We start from the raw sequence: 16244 nt of genomic DNA, 5'->3' as shown, positions 1-16244 counted from the left end.
CATGCTCCCCGTAGCCTCCTGTTTTGCAACAGTTTTGGCGGTCGTAAACAACCGTCGTTTACAAAAAGGTCCTCATCCGGTCTTTTTTTACTCATTTTTAAAAATATCCGTGCATTTGCGACCTGTTGCCGGCTATTTGCAAAGGTTTTTTGGTGAACTCCGTAAATTGTAAAATATTTGATCCTTTAATATGAAAAAGAAGATCGCCATTTTTGCCAGCGGTGCGGGTTCCAATGCACAAAAGCTGATTGACTATTTCCGGGATCATGCATTTGCCCGGGTTTCCTTAATTGTATGTAATAAACCCGGGGCAGGAGTTACCAACATTGCCGGAGCCGAGGGGATCGAGCTGCTGCTCACAGACCGTTTATCGCTCCAATCAGCGGAATTTCCGCAAAAATTGCGAGAAAAAGGCATTGATTTTATCGTTTTGGCCGGTTTTCTGTTAAAAATACCCACAACCCTGATCGAAGCCTTTCCGCAACATATTATTAATATACACCCGGCGCTTTTACCTAAATACGGCGGTAAGGGCATGTACGGCCATTTTGTACACGAAGCCGTTATTGCAGCCAAAGAAAAGGAAAGCGGGATCACGATCCATTTTGTAGATGAGCATTATGATCATGGTGCCACTATTTTTCAAACCACCTGCCTGATATCCGGGTCTGACACTCCGGAGTCCCTGGCGCAGAAAGTTCATTTCCTGGAACACCAGCATTTTGCACCGGTGGTGGAGCGTTTGATCCTGAAAGAGTTATAAAGTACGGGCCAGCGGAATAGGGAGCCGGGAAAAGTAGTTCACAGTCACCAAAGCAGTAAACGGGGTTCAATCCTTAAACGTGCAACGCAGCACCAGCCGCTTATTTACTATCCGCTATTTAGCATTCGTTCACAAAAAGACTTTACCATAGTTTTTGCAAATTCTTTCCTTGCTTTGCCGTCCAACCAACCGGTAGTCACAATTGTCATAAATGTAAGCATTGAATACTTTAAGGGCCATATTTATATTGGGGCTGTTACCTGCATTTCTTAGCTCAGAAGCGCAGATACAGATCAAAGGGAATGTTTATGACAGTTTGGGCCGGACTCCCGTACCGCTGGTTTCTGTATTGACCAGTTCCGGAACCGGCACCATGACCGGCCCCGACGGAAGTTACAGCATCCAGGTACGTCCGCAGGACTCTATTTGGTTCAGTTACCTGAATAAGCCAACCCGGAAATTTCCGGTGTCCGGTATCACCATCCCCTATGCGTTTGATATTTCGCTGCGCATCAGCATCCCGGACCTTCCGGAGGTAAAGGTCCGCAACCGCGACTATCGCCTGGATTCGCTGGACAACCGGGAGACTTACCGGAAGTATTTCGATTTCCAGAAACCGGGGCTTTCCACCATGACGGTAACGGACGGCTTTGGTGCAGCTTTTGACCTGGATGGGATCATCAATGCCTTCCGCTTTGGGCGAACCCGGAAGCTGACCCGGTTCCGCGATAAACTAATTGCCGACGAACAGGATGCCTATATCCGTTACCGGTTCAGCAAGGCGCTCATCCGCCGCATTACGGGCATGACAGAAGACAGCGTCATCAATAGTTTTATGGCGCTGTATCAGCCCAGCTATCTTTTTACCAACCGGGTAAATGATTATACCTTTCACGAGTATATCAAAAAATCATATGAACGGTTCAAGCTAGGCTTATTGCCACCTCCTATGTGGAAGGAAGGCTTAACCGGGGATGAGGACCTGGAGTACTAGGCGGCTATTTAACGCGGATAATTTTTCAGTGGTGAATAAAACAAATCCAGGCAGGTTGTGTCAGGTTTGTACAATGTTATGTAGCTGAATACCGTATCCTTATTCATGTTTAACAGTTTTGCGTCCAGCACATCCCCGGTAACGAGTGTATCAGTTCGCCCGCCCTGCTTATTAATATAAGAGAACCGGGTACCGATTACTGTTATACTGGCCGGTACCATGGTAACCACAGCAGTATCCACACTTTTCTTTATCCCGGTAATTACCCGGTTCAGCAGCGATTTTGTATACGTAGAGTCGTAAGAAGAAGTTTGCGCATCCACCCTTATAGATGTATTGTTATTGGCATCCCGGGTATAAATGTTAAACGTGTAGGAGCCTTCCTCCAGATTGTTGATTATAACCGATACTGTATCCCGTGCATTGGTAACATTGATGGGAACATCAATGGAGTCGGCTTTGTTGTTCCAGTATATCCGTGCCATAACCGCCTTCTGATCAGTCCCTCTTAACCAGCTGATTTTTACCCGGCGCTGACCAGAATTTAAAAATATGGGATCTGCTTTACCAACGTAAACTAAGCCATCCGGTACTACAAACTGCCGGTAGGTGTCATCCATTTTTTGACAGGCTGCCAAAACCGCTAAAAAGGCAATCGCCGATGCAATCAGAAAAGATTTTTTTTTGTTCAACATATCCTTTGTTTAAACTGCTATTAAATCATTGTATTTGTTTACCCCAAAAGGTTAACTCAGAAATATACATCATCTGAACGGCGCCCCATACCTGTACAATTTTGAACCGCAGATATCGGTACCCCGAAATTCCCAGTGGCATATCAAAGTCCTCTCCATTTACAACGGCAAACTGGTTATCATCTGTATTTACCTGCCCCAGGGGTAAACCCGACGGCTTATACGAATTAAACGTTGCTATAGAATCCCAGCTGGCCCAGGTCCCGTCCGAGTTGGGATTATTGCTTCCCCATATTTCGAAGGTCTTTATATCTGCATTGGCATAATACAAACCCGATCCCCCTCTATGGTAGAGCTTAAAGCGACTCAATATAAATTTATTTTTAAGGTCAAAAGTAAACCAGGAAGGTACTCCTGAACCGGGAACCGTATGGAAGCAGTTAGCAGAGTTATTTACGATATTATCCCAAAGCATCGGCATTGGATGCAAGACGCTGCTAAATGTATGACCCTGCCAGTTATCTGTAGGCAGGCGGATTTCGGTAAACGGCTTGGGTAACAAGGATTCTTCCAGGGGAATCAGGTTCCTTAAAATTGTATCTGATTTATTGTTCCAACGATCCCTTACGTATACAGCAAAATTCTTGGGGGCAGGCGGAAAGCCTCTTGCCGAGAAGTTGCCTGAATCGGCCTTGGTAAAAAAGGTGTTTACCGTATACCAGTCGTTTCTTCCCGTAGAATCAGCCAAAAGTACTAAGGCCAGATTTGCATTAGCGTCATTATGAAATTTTACCACTGCACCACCAAATGTTTCAGCAAGTTTCAATGACTGAAATGTCTTTAAAACCGGCGGCGTAAGGGGGCGGATGGCAATCGTTTGCGGCGATGATTCTTTTCCGTTTTTCCCTACCGAAATGATCTGAATATCGTGCACACTGGTATCTCCAAACCCTTCAACCTTCAGCGTATCTGAATAGTAGGTGGTTTTGGTTTCAGCTTTTTGGCCGGGCTGTAATTCATAAACCGCTTTTACATATAATAAGCGTTCATCATTGGGGAGTTTATAAGTAATAATGGCCCCGCCCGGCTGATTATTTACTTTAAGATCGCTGACTGTAGCAGGTGGCGGTGTATTACTATCGGAAAATAACAACATATCCTCACGCTTACACTGCACCGCAACAAGTGCAATACCTATCACAATGATTATATTCCGGGCAAGGATGAAATTCTGAGCCATAGTTCTTTTGTTGAATGTTATTAAAGTTAAAGCATGCCTTACCAGCCAGGATTTTGTACCAGATTTCTGTTTATAACAATATTGTTATCCCGTATTGGCCATAGATAATCCTTGTTACTAAACCGTTGCACAAAAATCAAGCGAGGCTGATAGTATCCCTGTGCAGATTGCTGGTCGGTGGTCCACCCCAAAATTGGCTGGTTCAGAGCCACGGCTGCCTCTTTCCATCTTTTCAAATCCCATAAACGTGATCCCTCAAATGCCAGTTCAATTGACCGCTCTCTGTGTATGATTGTTCTTAGTCCTTCTTTCGTTGTATATGCAGACGGGCTTGTTGAGAACTGCGTCCATGCATCTTGAACCGTAGGAATTCCGGCCCTTTGCCGCACCATGTTAATATACGTTAAAGCCTCATCAACAGGTCCCTTTGCTTCATTCAAAGCCTCGGCATATAAAAGGTAAAGATCGGCCAATCGCATTTCAGGCCAGGGATAATTGGTAATGGTGAGGGTGCTGCCCGAACCAATTACGTCCTGATAATGAACGTATTTTTTTGTCCAGTATCCCGTGGTGGAAAAAGCAGTAATGGTTACCGCGCTTGCAGCTTGTCCCAATTTAGCCATTACCACTAAAGGTGAATTGTCATCATATTTGCCCTGACCATACCATACGCCCCCGTCAAAGCCCAGATCTGCATAGTAGCGTGGCTCACGGTCGAAGTTAAGTTGTGCCGTTGTATATCCCTGGCTGATAAAATATTTCTCATTAGCCGTACCGGTCCGGAGATTATACCGGCTATTGTAGTCCCAGGTTTTGTCCTCTGTAATCGGAACTCCGTTCTTGGAGTAAAACAATTCTGCCATTTTTAAAGGTGGTGCCAACTGCCCCGCCGGAGACGTGTTGGAAAGCAACGCCGGGTCCAGGCCCCGGGGGATAGAATAACGTTGCAGATCACTGGTCATACTATTTGTAAAGCCCCAAACAATTTCAGGATTCCATTTTAAATTTATTGAATTGCGGATGTTCATCTGGGTTTTGGTTTGTGCCGACAGACTTCCCTGGGTAATGTCTGGCACAAAGTAATATAACTGCGCACCTGAAGCGGTGCAAATATCGATGGCTTCCTTGCAGGCATTGGCTGCCTTTTCCCATTTAGCATTATCAACAACGGCGTTAAATAATGCGGTGCCACGGGCATCTTTGAAACTTGCATAATCCGGGTTGCCATTAAAAAGCGGGCTAGCCGCAGTAACCAACACTTTTGCTTTTAGCATATATGCAACCGGCTGGGTAATGCGCCCCAACTCATCTGTTGGGTTATCCAAAATTAAGGGCAGGCTGTCTTTTGCCTCATCCAGCAGTTGGGTAATGTACGTAAAACAACTATCTACCGGATCTCTATATACCTTAGCGGCATCCACACCAGCATCTACCGGTAAATTTGTTTTTATTATGGGAATTGGCCCATACATGCGCACTAAATAAAAATGATAATACGCCTTTAATACTTTGACTTCTGCCCTCCAACGTGTTTTTTCATCCGGTGTCATATCCGGGACCCGCTCTATATTATCCAAAAAGATATTACAATCTCTCAGTGCACCAAAAAAATCCTTCCCCTGGTTGGCACCATCCCAAAAGTTCATGTGCGGGTTTATTATATTCTGATTCCCTCTCGCAATTTCATATCCGTTTGAAGTAAAGTTTGCACCTGGCGGAACAGGATATATTAACGACAATTCATCTCCGGCCGTAAAGGCGGGATTACCTGTAATGATGCCATGACTGGGAAGATAAGAGTAACAGGTAAACAAATATTTTTCCGCCTCATTCCTTAATGCAAATGCATTTTCAAGTGTGGCAATATTATCCGGAATAATATCCAGGTATTTCTTACAGGAAGAAATAACCATCATCACTGTAAGTATAAGAATACAATTTCTTGTTTTCATTCTATGCTGTTTTAAATTCGCTCGCTTAGTCAAAATTTATTCTCAATCCGATGTTAAACACCCGCTGAATGGGATAGTTAAATCCATTTCCACCCTGTTCCACATCCCACATTTTAAACTTGGAAAATGTAAGCAGATTAGAGCCGTTCACGTATACCCGGCAAGCAGAGCTGTGTATCCTCCGTAACACACTTGCAGGCAGGGAGTATCCTATTTCTGTCTGTTTTAGCCGGAGAAAAGCCCCGTCGCGCATAAACCAGGTGCTTCTGACCGCATTGTTCTCTATCAGCGTGGGGCTAAGCCTGGGCCAAATGGCATATACGTTCTGATTTTCCAGCGACCAGTGACTATCTGCATACTCCTGTAAAAAAGCGCCCTGATCCAAGAAGGGCAAGGTAGATCCCTTGTTGGTGCTTGAATTGTATCGTGTAACATTTAACCAAAACGATTCCTGGGCCAGTCCCTGGAAAAAGGTACCGATATCAAATGCCTTGTACCGGAGCGTAAAGCCAAATCCATAAACAATCTGGGGAGACGTGGGATAGCCTATGGGCACCTGATCTGCTTCTGTTATTTGCCCATCCCTGTTCACATCCAAATATTTGATGTCGCCACCGCCGTAAACAGAACCAAAGCTCTGTTTTGGAGCGTTCGCCGCTTCGTTGTCATCTACGAACAGCCGCTCCGCAATATAGCCCCATTGCTGACTGATGGAATATCCAACATGCGAGCGATACGTCTCTAAGTAATCCGGTTCTTCGTAGGTAACAAATTTGCTTTTGGCATATGTAAAGTTTGCACGGCCTGAAATACTAAAGTCTTTACTCAGCTGATCGGAGTAATCCATTGAAAGATCCACCCCATTACTTTTTGCCCTTCCCAGGTTCGCTCTGGTAGCAGCAGACAGTCCCATTGTAGAAAAATCAGGACGGGTCATTAAGATATCCGTGCGATCATTTGTGTAATACTCTCCAACAATATTCAGTTTATTAAACAACTCCAGCTCTACCCCGAGGTTCATTTGATACGATTTCTCCCAGGTGATATTCAGATTTGAATACCTGCTTACCAAATACCCGGGTCTTGAATACGTATTATCCCGGCCAAATACAGCTCCCCTTGATGTATTATTCGGATCGGTGGTAGAAAGATAAAAGAAACGGTCAGATGCATCACCAATGGCATCATTGCCCACCAGACCATAGGTACCTCTCAATTTCAGTCCGCTGATTACCTTTTCCAGGCCTTTCATAAATGCTTCATTGGAGACCTGCCAGGCTGCACCTACAGAAGGGAAAAATCCAAAACGGTCATTTTTATAAAACTTCTCTGTTCCGTTGTAACCAAAGTCAAACTCAAAGGAATACCTGCTATCATAATTATAGGTAGTCCTGCCGGATAATCCCAGGTTCCGGGATGGTAAAGATTCCTGCAATGTAGTATTCTCGTTGCTTCCATTGATATTGTTTCGCATGGTGTAGATCAGCATCTGGCTAAAATCATGCTTGCTGCCAAACCGTTGATTATACAGTAATTGGTTTTCCAGATAAAAAGAAGCGCTTAAGGTTCTTGGTCCGGGTACATAGTTTAAATATTCTGTTCCGGCTCCTGTTCCGGAAGGGTTCAAATTTACCAACTGGTAGGTATCTGTGGATTTATCATACCCTGCAACTGAGTACCAGAAAGGAATAAACTGCCTCGTAACATTAAAATTCGAGGTTCTGTTAATGTTAACCATGGACCTGAAGCTCAGACCATTCAGAAGGAAGTTCAGATTTTGTTTAATTTGCCCCTGGGCAGACATAAAGGAACGAGATTCATTCTTATATCCCTTTACCATGTCTGCGTAGGGATTTAATAAATACGGCGGACCCGCATTTCCAAACAAGGTGTGTTTCAGATATGACATAGATGCCGGAGTAGGGAAATATGCCGGAAAGGCAACGGGGTTCGAATGCATCAGATCCTGGTATACATCCGTAGCACCCTGTAATGGGCCGGTATAATCATCAAAGTTCCCCGAAAAGTTCAGCTGGATTAACGTCGTTTTTGTAAGATCCACGTCAATATTGGAACGTAATGTGTAGCTTTTCAGGTTGATGTTATTATTAAAGTTATTAATTCGATCTACCTTTAATATACCATTATCCTGTGTAAAAGAAGCCGAGATAAAATAGCGTGCTACCGATCCCCCCCCGCTCACATTCAAATTGCCTCTTTGGTTGACGGCCTGTTTTTTAAAGAGCAATTTTAACCAGTCGTTAGCCGGATAAACATAAGGATTCCCTCCATTGGCCGTATTTTCAATCTTGTCGTCAGGGTAAAGTGTTGCATCACCCAATGGATTCCGGGTGTAAACCGCTTCATTGTAGTATCGCATATAATCTATCGGGCTTACTAATTTTAAATTTTCAGTAGGTTGAGAAATGGAGGTTTCATAGTTTGCCGCAATTTTTGCAGCGCCTGTTTTTCCTCGTTTTGTAGTTACCAGGATCACTCCATTTGCACCCCTTGCCCCGTATAGTGAAGTTGATGCGGCATCTTTCATAATAGAAAAACTGGCAATATCATCCGGACGCAGTCGCGCCAGATCTGTTGTGGTCAATTCAACTCCGTCTATCAAAATCAATGGATCCTTTTTATATCCAAAAGTGGTTACTCCACGTATAAAAAAGTCTGCATTGTCCTGTCCCGGTTCACCGCTTCGTTGATAGGCGATTAAACCGGCAACCTGCCCGGCGAGCGCGGTAGTGAGGTTGCTGGATGGATTCTTTTGCAGATTCTCCACATTTATAGAGGATACAGAGCCAACAAGCTCCTTTTTCTTTTGCGTACCATACGCCACCACTACCACCTCATCCTGGCTGGCACCTTTGGCATAAAGGGTTATATTAAGCACCCTGGAGGTATCGGTGATCTTCCGTTCTTCATCCCTGTAACCAACAAATGTGTACACCAAGGTAGTACCAACTGGTACTTCAAAAATATACTGTCCGTCTGCATTGGTCGTTGTTCCTGAAGACGCATTCGTTTTTACTCCCACAGATACCCCATTTAATGGAATACCGGAGGAGTCCGTAACCAATCCTGTTATCTGGATCTTTTTTCGCCCTGGCTCTACCTGTGCATTTCCTGTAACAAATGCTAAAAGGCATAACGTACAAAGCAAGAACGTAGCAACTTTTCTGTTTCGGTACTGAAGCATATTAATTTTTAATAGTTTGTATAACTGATAAATGAACAGACACGGCCCTGCGGCAAACATTCAGTTTCCGCCATACGCATTCCGTTGCGACCGGGCTCAAATCTGTTGATCAGTTATTTAGCAGTCTGGATAAAATACAAGCGTCTCGTTAATCTTTTTTGTCATTCGGTTTTATGGAAGCAAGCAAACAATCCAAATAAATTTTGTTATTATTATCTTAATTAATCTAAGTTAACGTCCCATTCCGTACTGTTCTTCTATTCGCCAGAAAATTTTTACGAAAACGTTTGAATAAACTGTTTTCATGAACGCCAAATTCCCCAACTCACTGCTTATATAACCAGTTGGGCAAACGAGGGGTACCAGGTATAATCATGCAGTTTTTTACCTTCCCCTGCTTAATACTCTTAAAAAAAGTTGAGGCGCAAAATATAATCTGAATTTCACAAACCATTTATTTTCAAACAATTAATAATAACTTAAAAGCGTAACTGCACTTTTATCAATTATTCGCGTAAGTTTGATTTATGCTTTTAATTGACTCCTGGTACACTGCGTTTAGAGCCAAGCTGCAGGCGATCGCCTGTCATTTTGGGTACTCCGTACAGGAAGCGGAAGATATTGTACACCAGTTTTTCCTGGATCTGCTGCAAAAAAGCATACCAGATGCCATCGAAAACCCGGAAGCCTGGCTGGTAACAGCTTTTAAACGCAGGCTAATTGATTTGCACCGGAGCCAGCAGCGCAAAGGCAATTACCTGGAAATTGAATCCTTTAACCTACCCTCCGCACAGGAAATTATTGAAAAGCTGGAAACGGATACGGCCCTGATCAATCACATCGCGTCTGCCTATAAAAAATTGCCGGCCCGGTTCCGGCGGGTGATTTATATGAAATATTACCAGGGTTACTCCACCGAAAAAATTGTTGCACTAACCGGCCTCACCCACCAAACGGTATATAATAATCTTTCAAAAGGCATCCAGCATCTGCGGCAGCATCTGAAAAAGGATGCCGTACTGGAACGGCTGGTCAATTTTCTACTATGCCTGCTTCCCTAAAAAAAAGTTAAAAAAAGCGGTTAGATTTTGTGAGGACTGTCGTCTGTAATAGAAACCGGCCTTACAAATATGACGTATACTGTAGAAGAGCTTGTCATCGACGATTCCTTTATCGCCTATTGTACGCAGAGTAACGCTGCGGACATTGCGCGCTGGGATGATTATCTTTTAAAGCATCCGGAAGCGCTTATAACCATTGAAGAAGCCCGTAAACTGGTACTGGGATTACGCTATATGCTTCAAAAAAAGCAAAATGAATTGTCCGCGACCGACGACTCGCCCGAGCATGCGTTATATGTCGCTTCCGGCAAAAACATATCATCCATCGGTGAACAGCCGGCACACCCGTGGTGGCGCCTGGGTTGGAAAAAGTGGACGGCTGTTGCGGCCTGTATCCTGCTTTTGATTACTGCGGGCATCTATCTGCCCTATCGCCCCGGAAAAACGGCCACGCCGGTTTCGGCCATTGCGGAAACAAATACCGGCTCCGGCGAAACCGCTCAATCGCAGCCAGGCGAACACAAAACGATCTTTTTGCCGGATAGCACCAAAGTATTGCTAAATGCCGGATCCCGGCTGCTGGTGTCGCCCACGTTCGGGAAACAGGACCGGAATGTATACCTGACGGGGGAAGCCCTGTTTGAGGTGGCCCACAATAAAGCGCTGCCATTCATTGTTCATGTGGCACAATATAAGATCAAGGCGGTTGGTACCCGGTTCAATGTAAAGGCCTATACCAACGACCGGTACAGCGAAACCTCATTACTGGAGGGCAAGGTGCAGATCCTGCTGCCAAAGGGAGATAACGATATTATCTACAGAACGCTGCAGGTAAACCAGAAATTTGTAATGAATATTCCGGACAGTGTAACAGCGAGCGTTACAGCCAAACCCGAAGTAATGCCGCTTTCCTATCATGATTCCAACCAGAATATTGAAACGGCCTGGGTAAGCGATCTGCTGATTTTTGAAAACCAGCCGCTGTCGGAAATTAAAAATATCCTGGAGCGCTCCTACAATGTAACGATCAACATTACCAATAGCGATGTAGCGCATTATCATTATACCGCTACTTTTCAGCACGAAGCCATTGAAGAAGTATTAAAAGCTTTACAGCTTTCTTATTCTTTTTCTTATAAAAAGGAAGGAAACCAAATCACGATATATAAATAAGACAAATGCCACATTAAAAATCAGACAGTAAAAAAAGGGAGAAACGGATTGCGGCCATTTCCCCCAAGGAAAATGGAAGGAACATGACCTTCCACTCGTTTAATAAAAAACTAAAATAAAAGTATGAAAAAATGTGCTTACGTGAATGAGTGGCCCCGGCGGCTGCTCAAAAAACTGTTGTTTATGAAATTATGTCTTGCCCTGATGCTGGCCACGGCATCACAGGTTGCGGCTTCTACTGGCTACAGCCAGGAATCTGTTTCACTTCAGCTGGAAAATGCCCGGCTGTCTACCATTTTAAAGACCATTCAGAAAAAAACCGATTACCGGTTTGTGTTCAGCAATAAACTGGTAGATGAAACCGGCATAGTAAATATAAAGGTACAAAACACCCCCGTTTTATCATTGCTGCCCAGAATCCTTAACGGAACGGGGCTCGAATTTCAGCAAATGAGCGATAACCTGATCGTGATCCGGGAAAAGGCAGAAATCAAAAAAAACATCCTGGTTAAAGGGGTTGTAACAAATGCCAAGGGCGAACCGGTGTCTGGTGCTACGGTTTCTTCCAATAAAGGGAAGGCCACCATTACCAACGATAAAGGCGAATATAGTATTGAAGTAGACGAATATGATGAGCTTACCTTTAGTTATGTAGGTTATACCTCACAAGTTATAAAAGTAAACAGCCAGCAGACCATCAATGTGGTTTTTGAAGAAGCCAACCGCGCGCTGGAAGAAGTGGTGGTAACCGCCCTGGGTATTACCCGCGAGGCAAAAGCATTGGGTTATGCCGTACAAAAAGTAAGCGGTAATGAAATTCAAACGGTGAAAGGGGTCGATGCTGCCACTTCCCTCACAGGAAAAATCTCAGGTCTTGTTATCAAAAACTCCACTGAATTCAACGCTACACCTACAATTGAGCTAAGAGGAGAAACCCCGATGCTGGTTATTGATGGTGTTCCTTATAGTAACATGACCTTGCGCGATATTCCTTCAGATAATATTGAAGATATTAGTGTATTGAAAGGGCCCACGGCTGCGGCTTTGTATGGCTTTAAAGGTGCTAACGGAGCCATTATGATCACCACCAAAAAGGGAAAAGGTAAGGGCCTGGCCATTGATATCAACAGCAACACCATGATCTCATCCGGTTTTCTGGCCATACCAAAAATACAGACCTCTTATGGTCATGGTATTGACGGACAAATATCGACCGACTATGTGTGGGGGCCCAAACTGGATATTGGCGACAGTGCTATACAATGGAATCCTATTTCCAAGAAAAATGAAATGATGCCGTTGGTATCAAGCGGTAAAAACAACCTGAAAAACTTTCTCGAAACCGGCCTGATCACCAATAATAATATTACGGTTACCCAAAGCGGTGAAAACGGGTTTTTCAGGGCTGGCGTCAACCATATTTATAACAAAGGGCAGTTTCCCAATGAAAAACTGAACATTCTTAACTATACAATGAGCGGTGCCTTAAAAATAGGAAAGAAATTCAGCATGGAAAGCAGCATGGGCTATACCTGGCAACAGTCGCCCCAGATCTGGGGCCAGGGCTATGGTGCCCAGGGATACATTTACCAGTTACAGATGTGGACAGGACCCGACTATGACATTCGTCAGTACAGGGACTACTGGGTTACGCCTCATGTAAAGCAAAACTGGCTGTATAACGCCTGGTATGACAACCCTTATATGATCGCCTATGAAAAATTAGATGGTATTCAAAAAAACAAACTCAATGCCAGTCTTACGGCCAATTATAAGTTCACCAAAGATCTGAACCTGATGTTCCGCACCGGGTATGATTTTTATAAAGATGAAGAAACGGTACAAAGCCCGGCAGGGATCTTCTCTACACGCGGGGGATCAAGTGGTAGTACCTTTAGTTGGAACTACGGCGGCAAAGGCATGTATGGAATGAACCAGTTATGGGGTTTTAGCACAAACAACGACCTGATATTGACCTACGACAAAAAGATCAGCAATTTTGACATCAACCTGTTGGGAGGAGGAAGTATTACTTATTATGTTGACAGAGAAATGGGTGCGCAAACGGTTAACGGTTTAGCCATTCCCGGATGGTATTCGCTGGCCAATGCTGTGGCTTCCACTACTGTGGGTGTTGACAAAATAAAATCAAACTACGGAACCTGGAGAAGACAGGTAAACAGCCTGTATGGCAAAGCATCCTTTAGCTGGAACCGCATTGCCTACCTGGATATTACCGGGCGTAACGACTGGAGCTCCACGCTGTCGGCGGCACAGCGGTCTTATTTTTATCCCTCAATTGCCAGCAGCATTATCCTTTCCCAGTTTATCAAACTGCCCCAGTCAGTGGATCTTTGGAAAATACGGGGTTCCTGGACCCAAAGTAAAAAACCTGCAGGAGTATATGATAACAACCGCACGTATACCCCTTCTACATCATGGGGACTGCCGAGCTCAAGTTATCCGTCTGATATAATGCCGGCAGCACTGATACCATCTTCTACAAGAACATGGGAGGTTGGTACAGAGGCCTATTTCCTTAAAGGTCGCCTGCATTTTGATATTGCATATTTTAATAAATACTATTACGACCAGCAGTTCAGTCCGACCATTTCATCTGCTTCCGGTTTTTCTTCAATCTTAATCAATACCCCCGAAACCTATGTAAGAAAAGGTATTGAGGTAACAGTGGATGGTGCCATTATTAAAAGAAAAAACTTCGAATGGCGTTCTTTGGTTAACTACTCTTTTAACCATCAGTATTATGTTGATCTTGCGCCCACTACAGCAGACAAGCTTTGGATAAAAACAGGCGCAAGAAAAGATGTGTATGTGTCCCAGCCCCTGTTAAGAGATCCGCAGGGTAACCTCATCCTGGTTGGCGGCCTGGTTGCCTCAAGTCCGTACGAAGCCAATATGGGGTATACAGATCCTAAATTTTCTTTTGGCTTTGTAAACAATTTTGCCATCAACAATTTCATCATCGGCATTAGCATCGACGGACGCATTGGCGGCATCATGTATGATTATATCTGGAATAAAATGTTCGACAGCGGTACCAACCCCGAAACAGATACCAAATGGCGCTATGACCAGGTAGTAAACGGCCTTACCAATTATGTGGGCGAGGGTGTAAAAGTTGTTTCCGGAGAAGCTACGTACGATAAATATGGCCGCATCCTTACCGATACCCGAGTATTTGCGCCCAATGATGTGGCAGTAGGTTACCAGGATTATATGCGTGAGCTGAATAACACGGATAGCTATGAGCACGGTTTAAAGAGCCAGTCCTTCGTTAAATTAAGAGAAGTATCGTTAGGCTATAAAATCCCTTCAAAATTGTATAGCAAGACCGGTATTAAAAATGCTTCGGTATCCTTAACCGCACAAAATGTATTCCTGTGGACAAAGTTCACTTTCTCTGATCCGGATTTAGGTACAGAAAACCTAAACGCTCCTTCACAACGGATGCTGGGTTTGAATATTAAGCTTGGATTATAAGAAAACGAGAATTGTATGACTTTAAAAAAAAATGTAATGAAACTATTTCTAAAATATATAACAATACCACTGGTTACGGTCACAGCTCTTGTATCATGTACCCAGAAGTTTGATGAGATCAATACGAACCCGGACAAGTCTACCACATCTACAGATGCATGGCTGGCTACCAACATGATCACATCGATTACATCAAGCGATATAACAAGTACCAAAGGTTTTTGCCAGCCCTTTATGCTGTCTAAATATGTGCTTTGGACCGAAAACCAGGTAGACTTCCAATATAATAAAATAGCCCGCACAGGCTTTGGCCGCTTATCGGTGTTACGGAATGTGGCTCCGATGCTTAACTACGCAGCTACGGAGCCCACAGGAATAAAAAACGCCTATTCAGCGCTGGCTCATTTTATACGGGCCTGGCAGTTTTACCAACTGTCGATGCAGGTAGGTGATATTCCTTATTCCGATGCGCTTAAGGGGCAAAGCGACGGCATTATTAAGCCCAAATATGACAGCCAGAAAGATGTGTTTAAAGGTATATTGAATGAGCTGGACAGCGCCAATACCTTATTTGCTTCAGGCACCGATTTTTCAGGCGACTTTATCTACAGCGGAAGTGTTGATAAATGGCGTCGGCTTACCAATACTTTCGAGCTGCATGTATTGATGCAACTACATAAAAAAACCGGTGATGCCGACCTGAACGTGATAAGCCGTTTTAAGGATATTGTAGCTAACCGGCCGCTGATGCGCGATTACAATGATAATTTCGCGGTAAAATATGTCAACACGGCTGGCTATGCTTACCCGTGGAGCAATACGCCTATCCAACTCAATTCATTTACGATCTATCCGATGGTAGGCGCTACGTTAATTACGCCGTTAAAAAATCTGCAGGACAGAAGGCTGTTTTACTATGCAGAACCAGCCCCCACACAGATCACCGCAGGTAAACCAGCGTCTGACTGGGATGCTTATATTGGTGTAGAAGCCTCCGACCCTTTTTCCAGTACTACGGCTGCAAGAGCTGCCGGAAAATTCTGCGACTTCAACAACCGGTATAAAGACCTGTTTAATGCCGAGCCGGTAGGGCTTTTAAATTATTGGGATCTCCAGTTTATTTTAGCCGAAGCTACTGTAAGAGGCTGGATCACCGGAACCGGCGCCCAATCCTATTATGCAGCCGGCATTCAAAGTTCCATGAACTTCCTTGTAAATTATACACCGGCAGCTTATACACACGGAATGGCAATGGATGCAACGTATATTGCAAATTACCCTACCACAGCGGCGGTAGCGCTTACCGGTAATTCAGAAAACCAGATCAAACAGATCATTACACAAAAATATCTTGCTGGGTTCTTACAGGGCTGCGATTATAATGCCTGGTATGAGAACAGACGCACCGGCTACCCGGCATTCGTCTTAAACTCAGCAACCAACCGCAATCTTCCCGCTACCCAGTTCCCGGTGCGCTGGCTTTATCCGCAATCAGAACTGGATGTAAATGCCGATAATGTTGCAGCTGCCATTCAATCGCAATATGGAGGTAGTGATGATGCCAACCAGGTAATGTGGTTACTGAAATAATCATCTGTGTTTCTCATTCATAAATAAAAACTATTTTGCAGGTATGAGTTGTATAATCGCTCATACCTGT

General features: G+C 44.2%; 10 protein-coding genes. 6 read left to right on the top strand and 4 right to left on the bottom strand.

Translation table 11 applies throughout. From position 1 onward, the window contains the following. The first annotated feature begins 190 nt into the window (after positions 1-190). Together purN and LQ567_RS17980 are read left to right on the top strand one after the other, a co-directional pair. The gene (gene purN, locus LQ567_RS17985) at positions 191-763 is read left to right on the top strand and encodes a phosphoribosylglycinamide formyltransferase (RefSeq protein ID WP_231006888.1); all 573 of its coding nucleotides are present in this window, start codon (positions 191-193) and stop codon (positions 761-763) included. Positions 764-983: 220 nt separating this feature from the next. Next, positions 984-1757 carry a carboxypeptidase-like regulatory domain-containing protein gene (locus tag LQ567_RS17980; protein WP_231006887.1) on the top strand — a complete coding sequence of 258 codons (774 nt, stop codon included), beginning with the start codon at positions 984-986 and terminating at the stop codon, positions 1755-1757. An 8-nt stretch (positions 1758-1765) separates the two neighbouring features. Here LQ567_RS17980 and LQ567_RS17975 read toward each other — a convergent pair whose 3' ends face one another. Genes LQ567_RS17975 through LQ567_RS17960 form a run of 4 tightly spaced genes read right to left on the bottom strand, consistent with a single transcriptional unit; the run spans position 1766 to position 8849 of the window. Next, on the bottom strand, positions 1766-2452 hold the full coding sequence (locus tag LQ567_RS17975) for a DUF4998 domain-containing protein (protein ID WP_231006886.1): 687 nt from the start codon (positions 2450-2452) through the stop codon (positions 1766-1768). Between the two features lie 25 nt (positions 2453-2477). Beyond that, positions 2478-3692 (bottom strand): DUF5000 domain-containing lipoprotein, encoded by a 1215-nt coding sequence (locus tag LQ567_RS17970; protein WP_231006885.1) that lies wholly within the window; start codon positions 3690-3692, stop codon positions 2478-2480. Between the two features lie 38 nt (positions 3693-3730). Continuing rightward, positions 3731-5644, bottom strand: coding sequence for a RagB/SusD family nutrient uptake outer membrane protein (locus LQ567_RS17965; RefSeq protein ID WP_231006884.1), 1914 nt, complete (start codon positions 5642-5644; stop codon positions 3731-3733). Positions 5645-5669: 25 nt separating this feature from the next. Continuing rightward, on the bottom strand, positions 5670-8849 hold the full coding sequence (locus tag LQ567_RS17960) for a SusC/RagA family TonB-linked outer membrane protein (RefSeq protein ID WP_231006883.1): 3180 nt from the start codon (positions 8847-8849) through the stop codon (positions 5670-5672). 527 nt (positions 8850-9376) lie between these two features. Here LQ567_RS17960 and LQ567_RS17955 point away from each other — a divergent pair. The 4 genes from LQ567_RS17955 (at position 9377) to LQ567_RS17940 (ending at position 16174) form a co-directional block, all read left to right on the top strand. Beyond that, entirely contained in the window at positions 9377-9910 is a 534-nt protein-coding gene (locus LQ567_RS17955) for an RNA polymerase sigma factor (protein WP_231006882.1), read from the top strand. 69 nt (positions 9911-9979) lie between these two features. Next, complete coding sequence (locus tag LQ567_RS17950; protein ID WP_231006881.1) at positions 9980-11083, top strand: FecR family protein; 1104 nt, start codon at positions 9980-9982, stop codon at positions 11081-11083. Positions 11084-11266: 183 nt separating this feature from the next. After that, a complete protein-coding gene (locus LQ567_RS17945; RefSeq protein ID WP_231006880.1) occupies positions 11267-14584 on the top strand; it encodes a SusC/RagA family TonB-linked outer membrane protein in 3318 nt (1105 codons plus the stop codon). 36 nt (positions 14585-14620) lie between these two features. After that, positions 14621-16174 carry a SusD/RagB family nutrient-binding outer membrane lipoprotein gene (locus LQ567_RS17940; protein WP_231006879.1) on the top strand — a complete coding sequence of 518 codons (1554 nt, stop codon included), beginning with the start codon at positions 14621-14623 and terminating at the stop codon, positions 16172-16174. Positions 16175-16244 lie beyond the last annotated feature (70 nt).

Origin of the sequence: Niabella pedocola (assembly GCF_021044425.1) — a bacterium.
Lineage (GTDB): Bacteria > Bacteroidota > Bacteroidia > Chitinophagales > Chitinophagaceae > Niabella > Niabella pedocola.
The sequence above is the reverse complement of the archived record's forward strand: the minus strand, read 5'-3'. Positions and strand labels throughout refer to the sequence as shown.

Excerpts from the sequence above, each read along its gene's own strand:
- purN (WP_231006888.1), top strand. The coding sequence starts at position 191 with ATGAAAAAGAAGATCGCCATTTTTGCCAGCGGTGCGGGTTCCAATGCA.
- LQ567_RS17975 (WP_231006886.1), bottom strand. The coding sequence starts at position 2,452 with ATGTTGAACAAAAAAAAATCTTTTCTGATTGCATCGGCGATTGCCTTT.
- LQ567_RS17970 (WP_231006885.1), bottom strand. The coding sequence starts at position 3,692 with ATGGCTCAGAATTTCATCCTTGCCCGGAATATAATCATTGTGATAGGT.
- LQ567_RS17965 (WP_231006884.1), bottom strand. The coding sequence starts at position 5,644 with ATGAAAACAAGAAATTGTATTCTTATACTTACAGTGATGATGGTTATT.
- LQ567_RS17960 (WP_231006883.1), bottom strand. The coding sequence starts at position 8,849 with ATGCTTCAGTACCGAAACAGAAAAGTTGCTACGTTCTTGCTTTGTACG.
- LQ567_RS17955 (WP_231006882.1), top strand. The coding sequence starts at position 9,377 with ATGCTTTTAATTGACTCCTGGTACACTGCGTTTAGAGCCAAGCTGCAG.
- LQ567_RS17950 (WP_231006881.1), top strand. The coding sequence starts at position 9,980 with ATGACGTATACTGTAGAAGAGCTTGTCATCGACGATTCCTTTATCGCC.
- LQ567_RS17945 (WP_231006880.1), top strand. The coding sequence starts at position 11,267 with ATGAAATTATGTCTTGCCCTGATGCTGGCCACGGCATCACAGGTTGCG.
- LQ567_RS17940 (WP_231006879.1), top strand. The coding sequence starts at position 14,621 with ATGAAACTATTTCTAAAATATATAACAATACCACTGGTTACGGTCACA.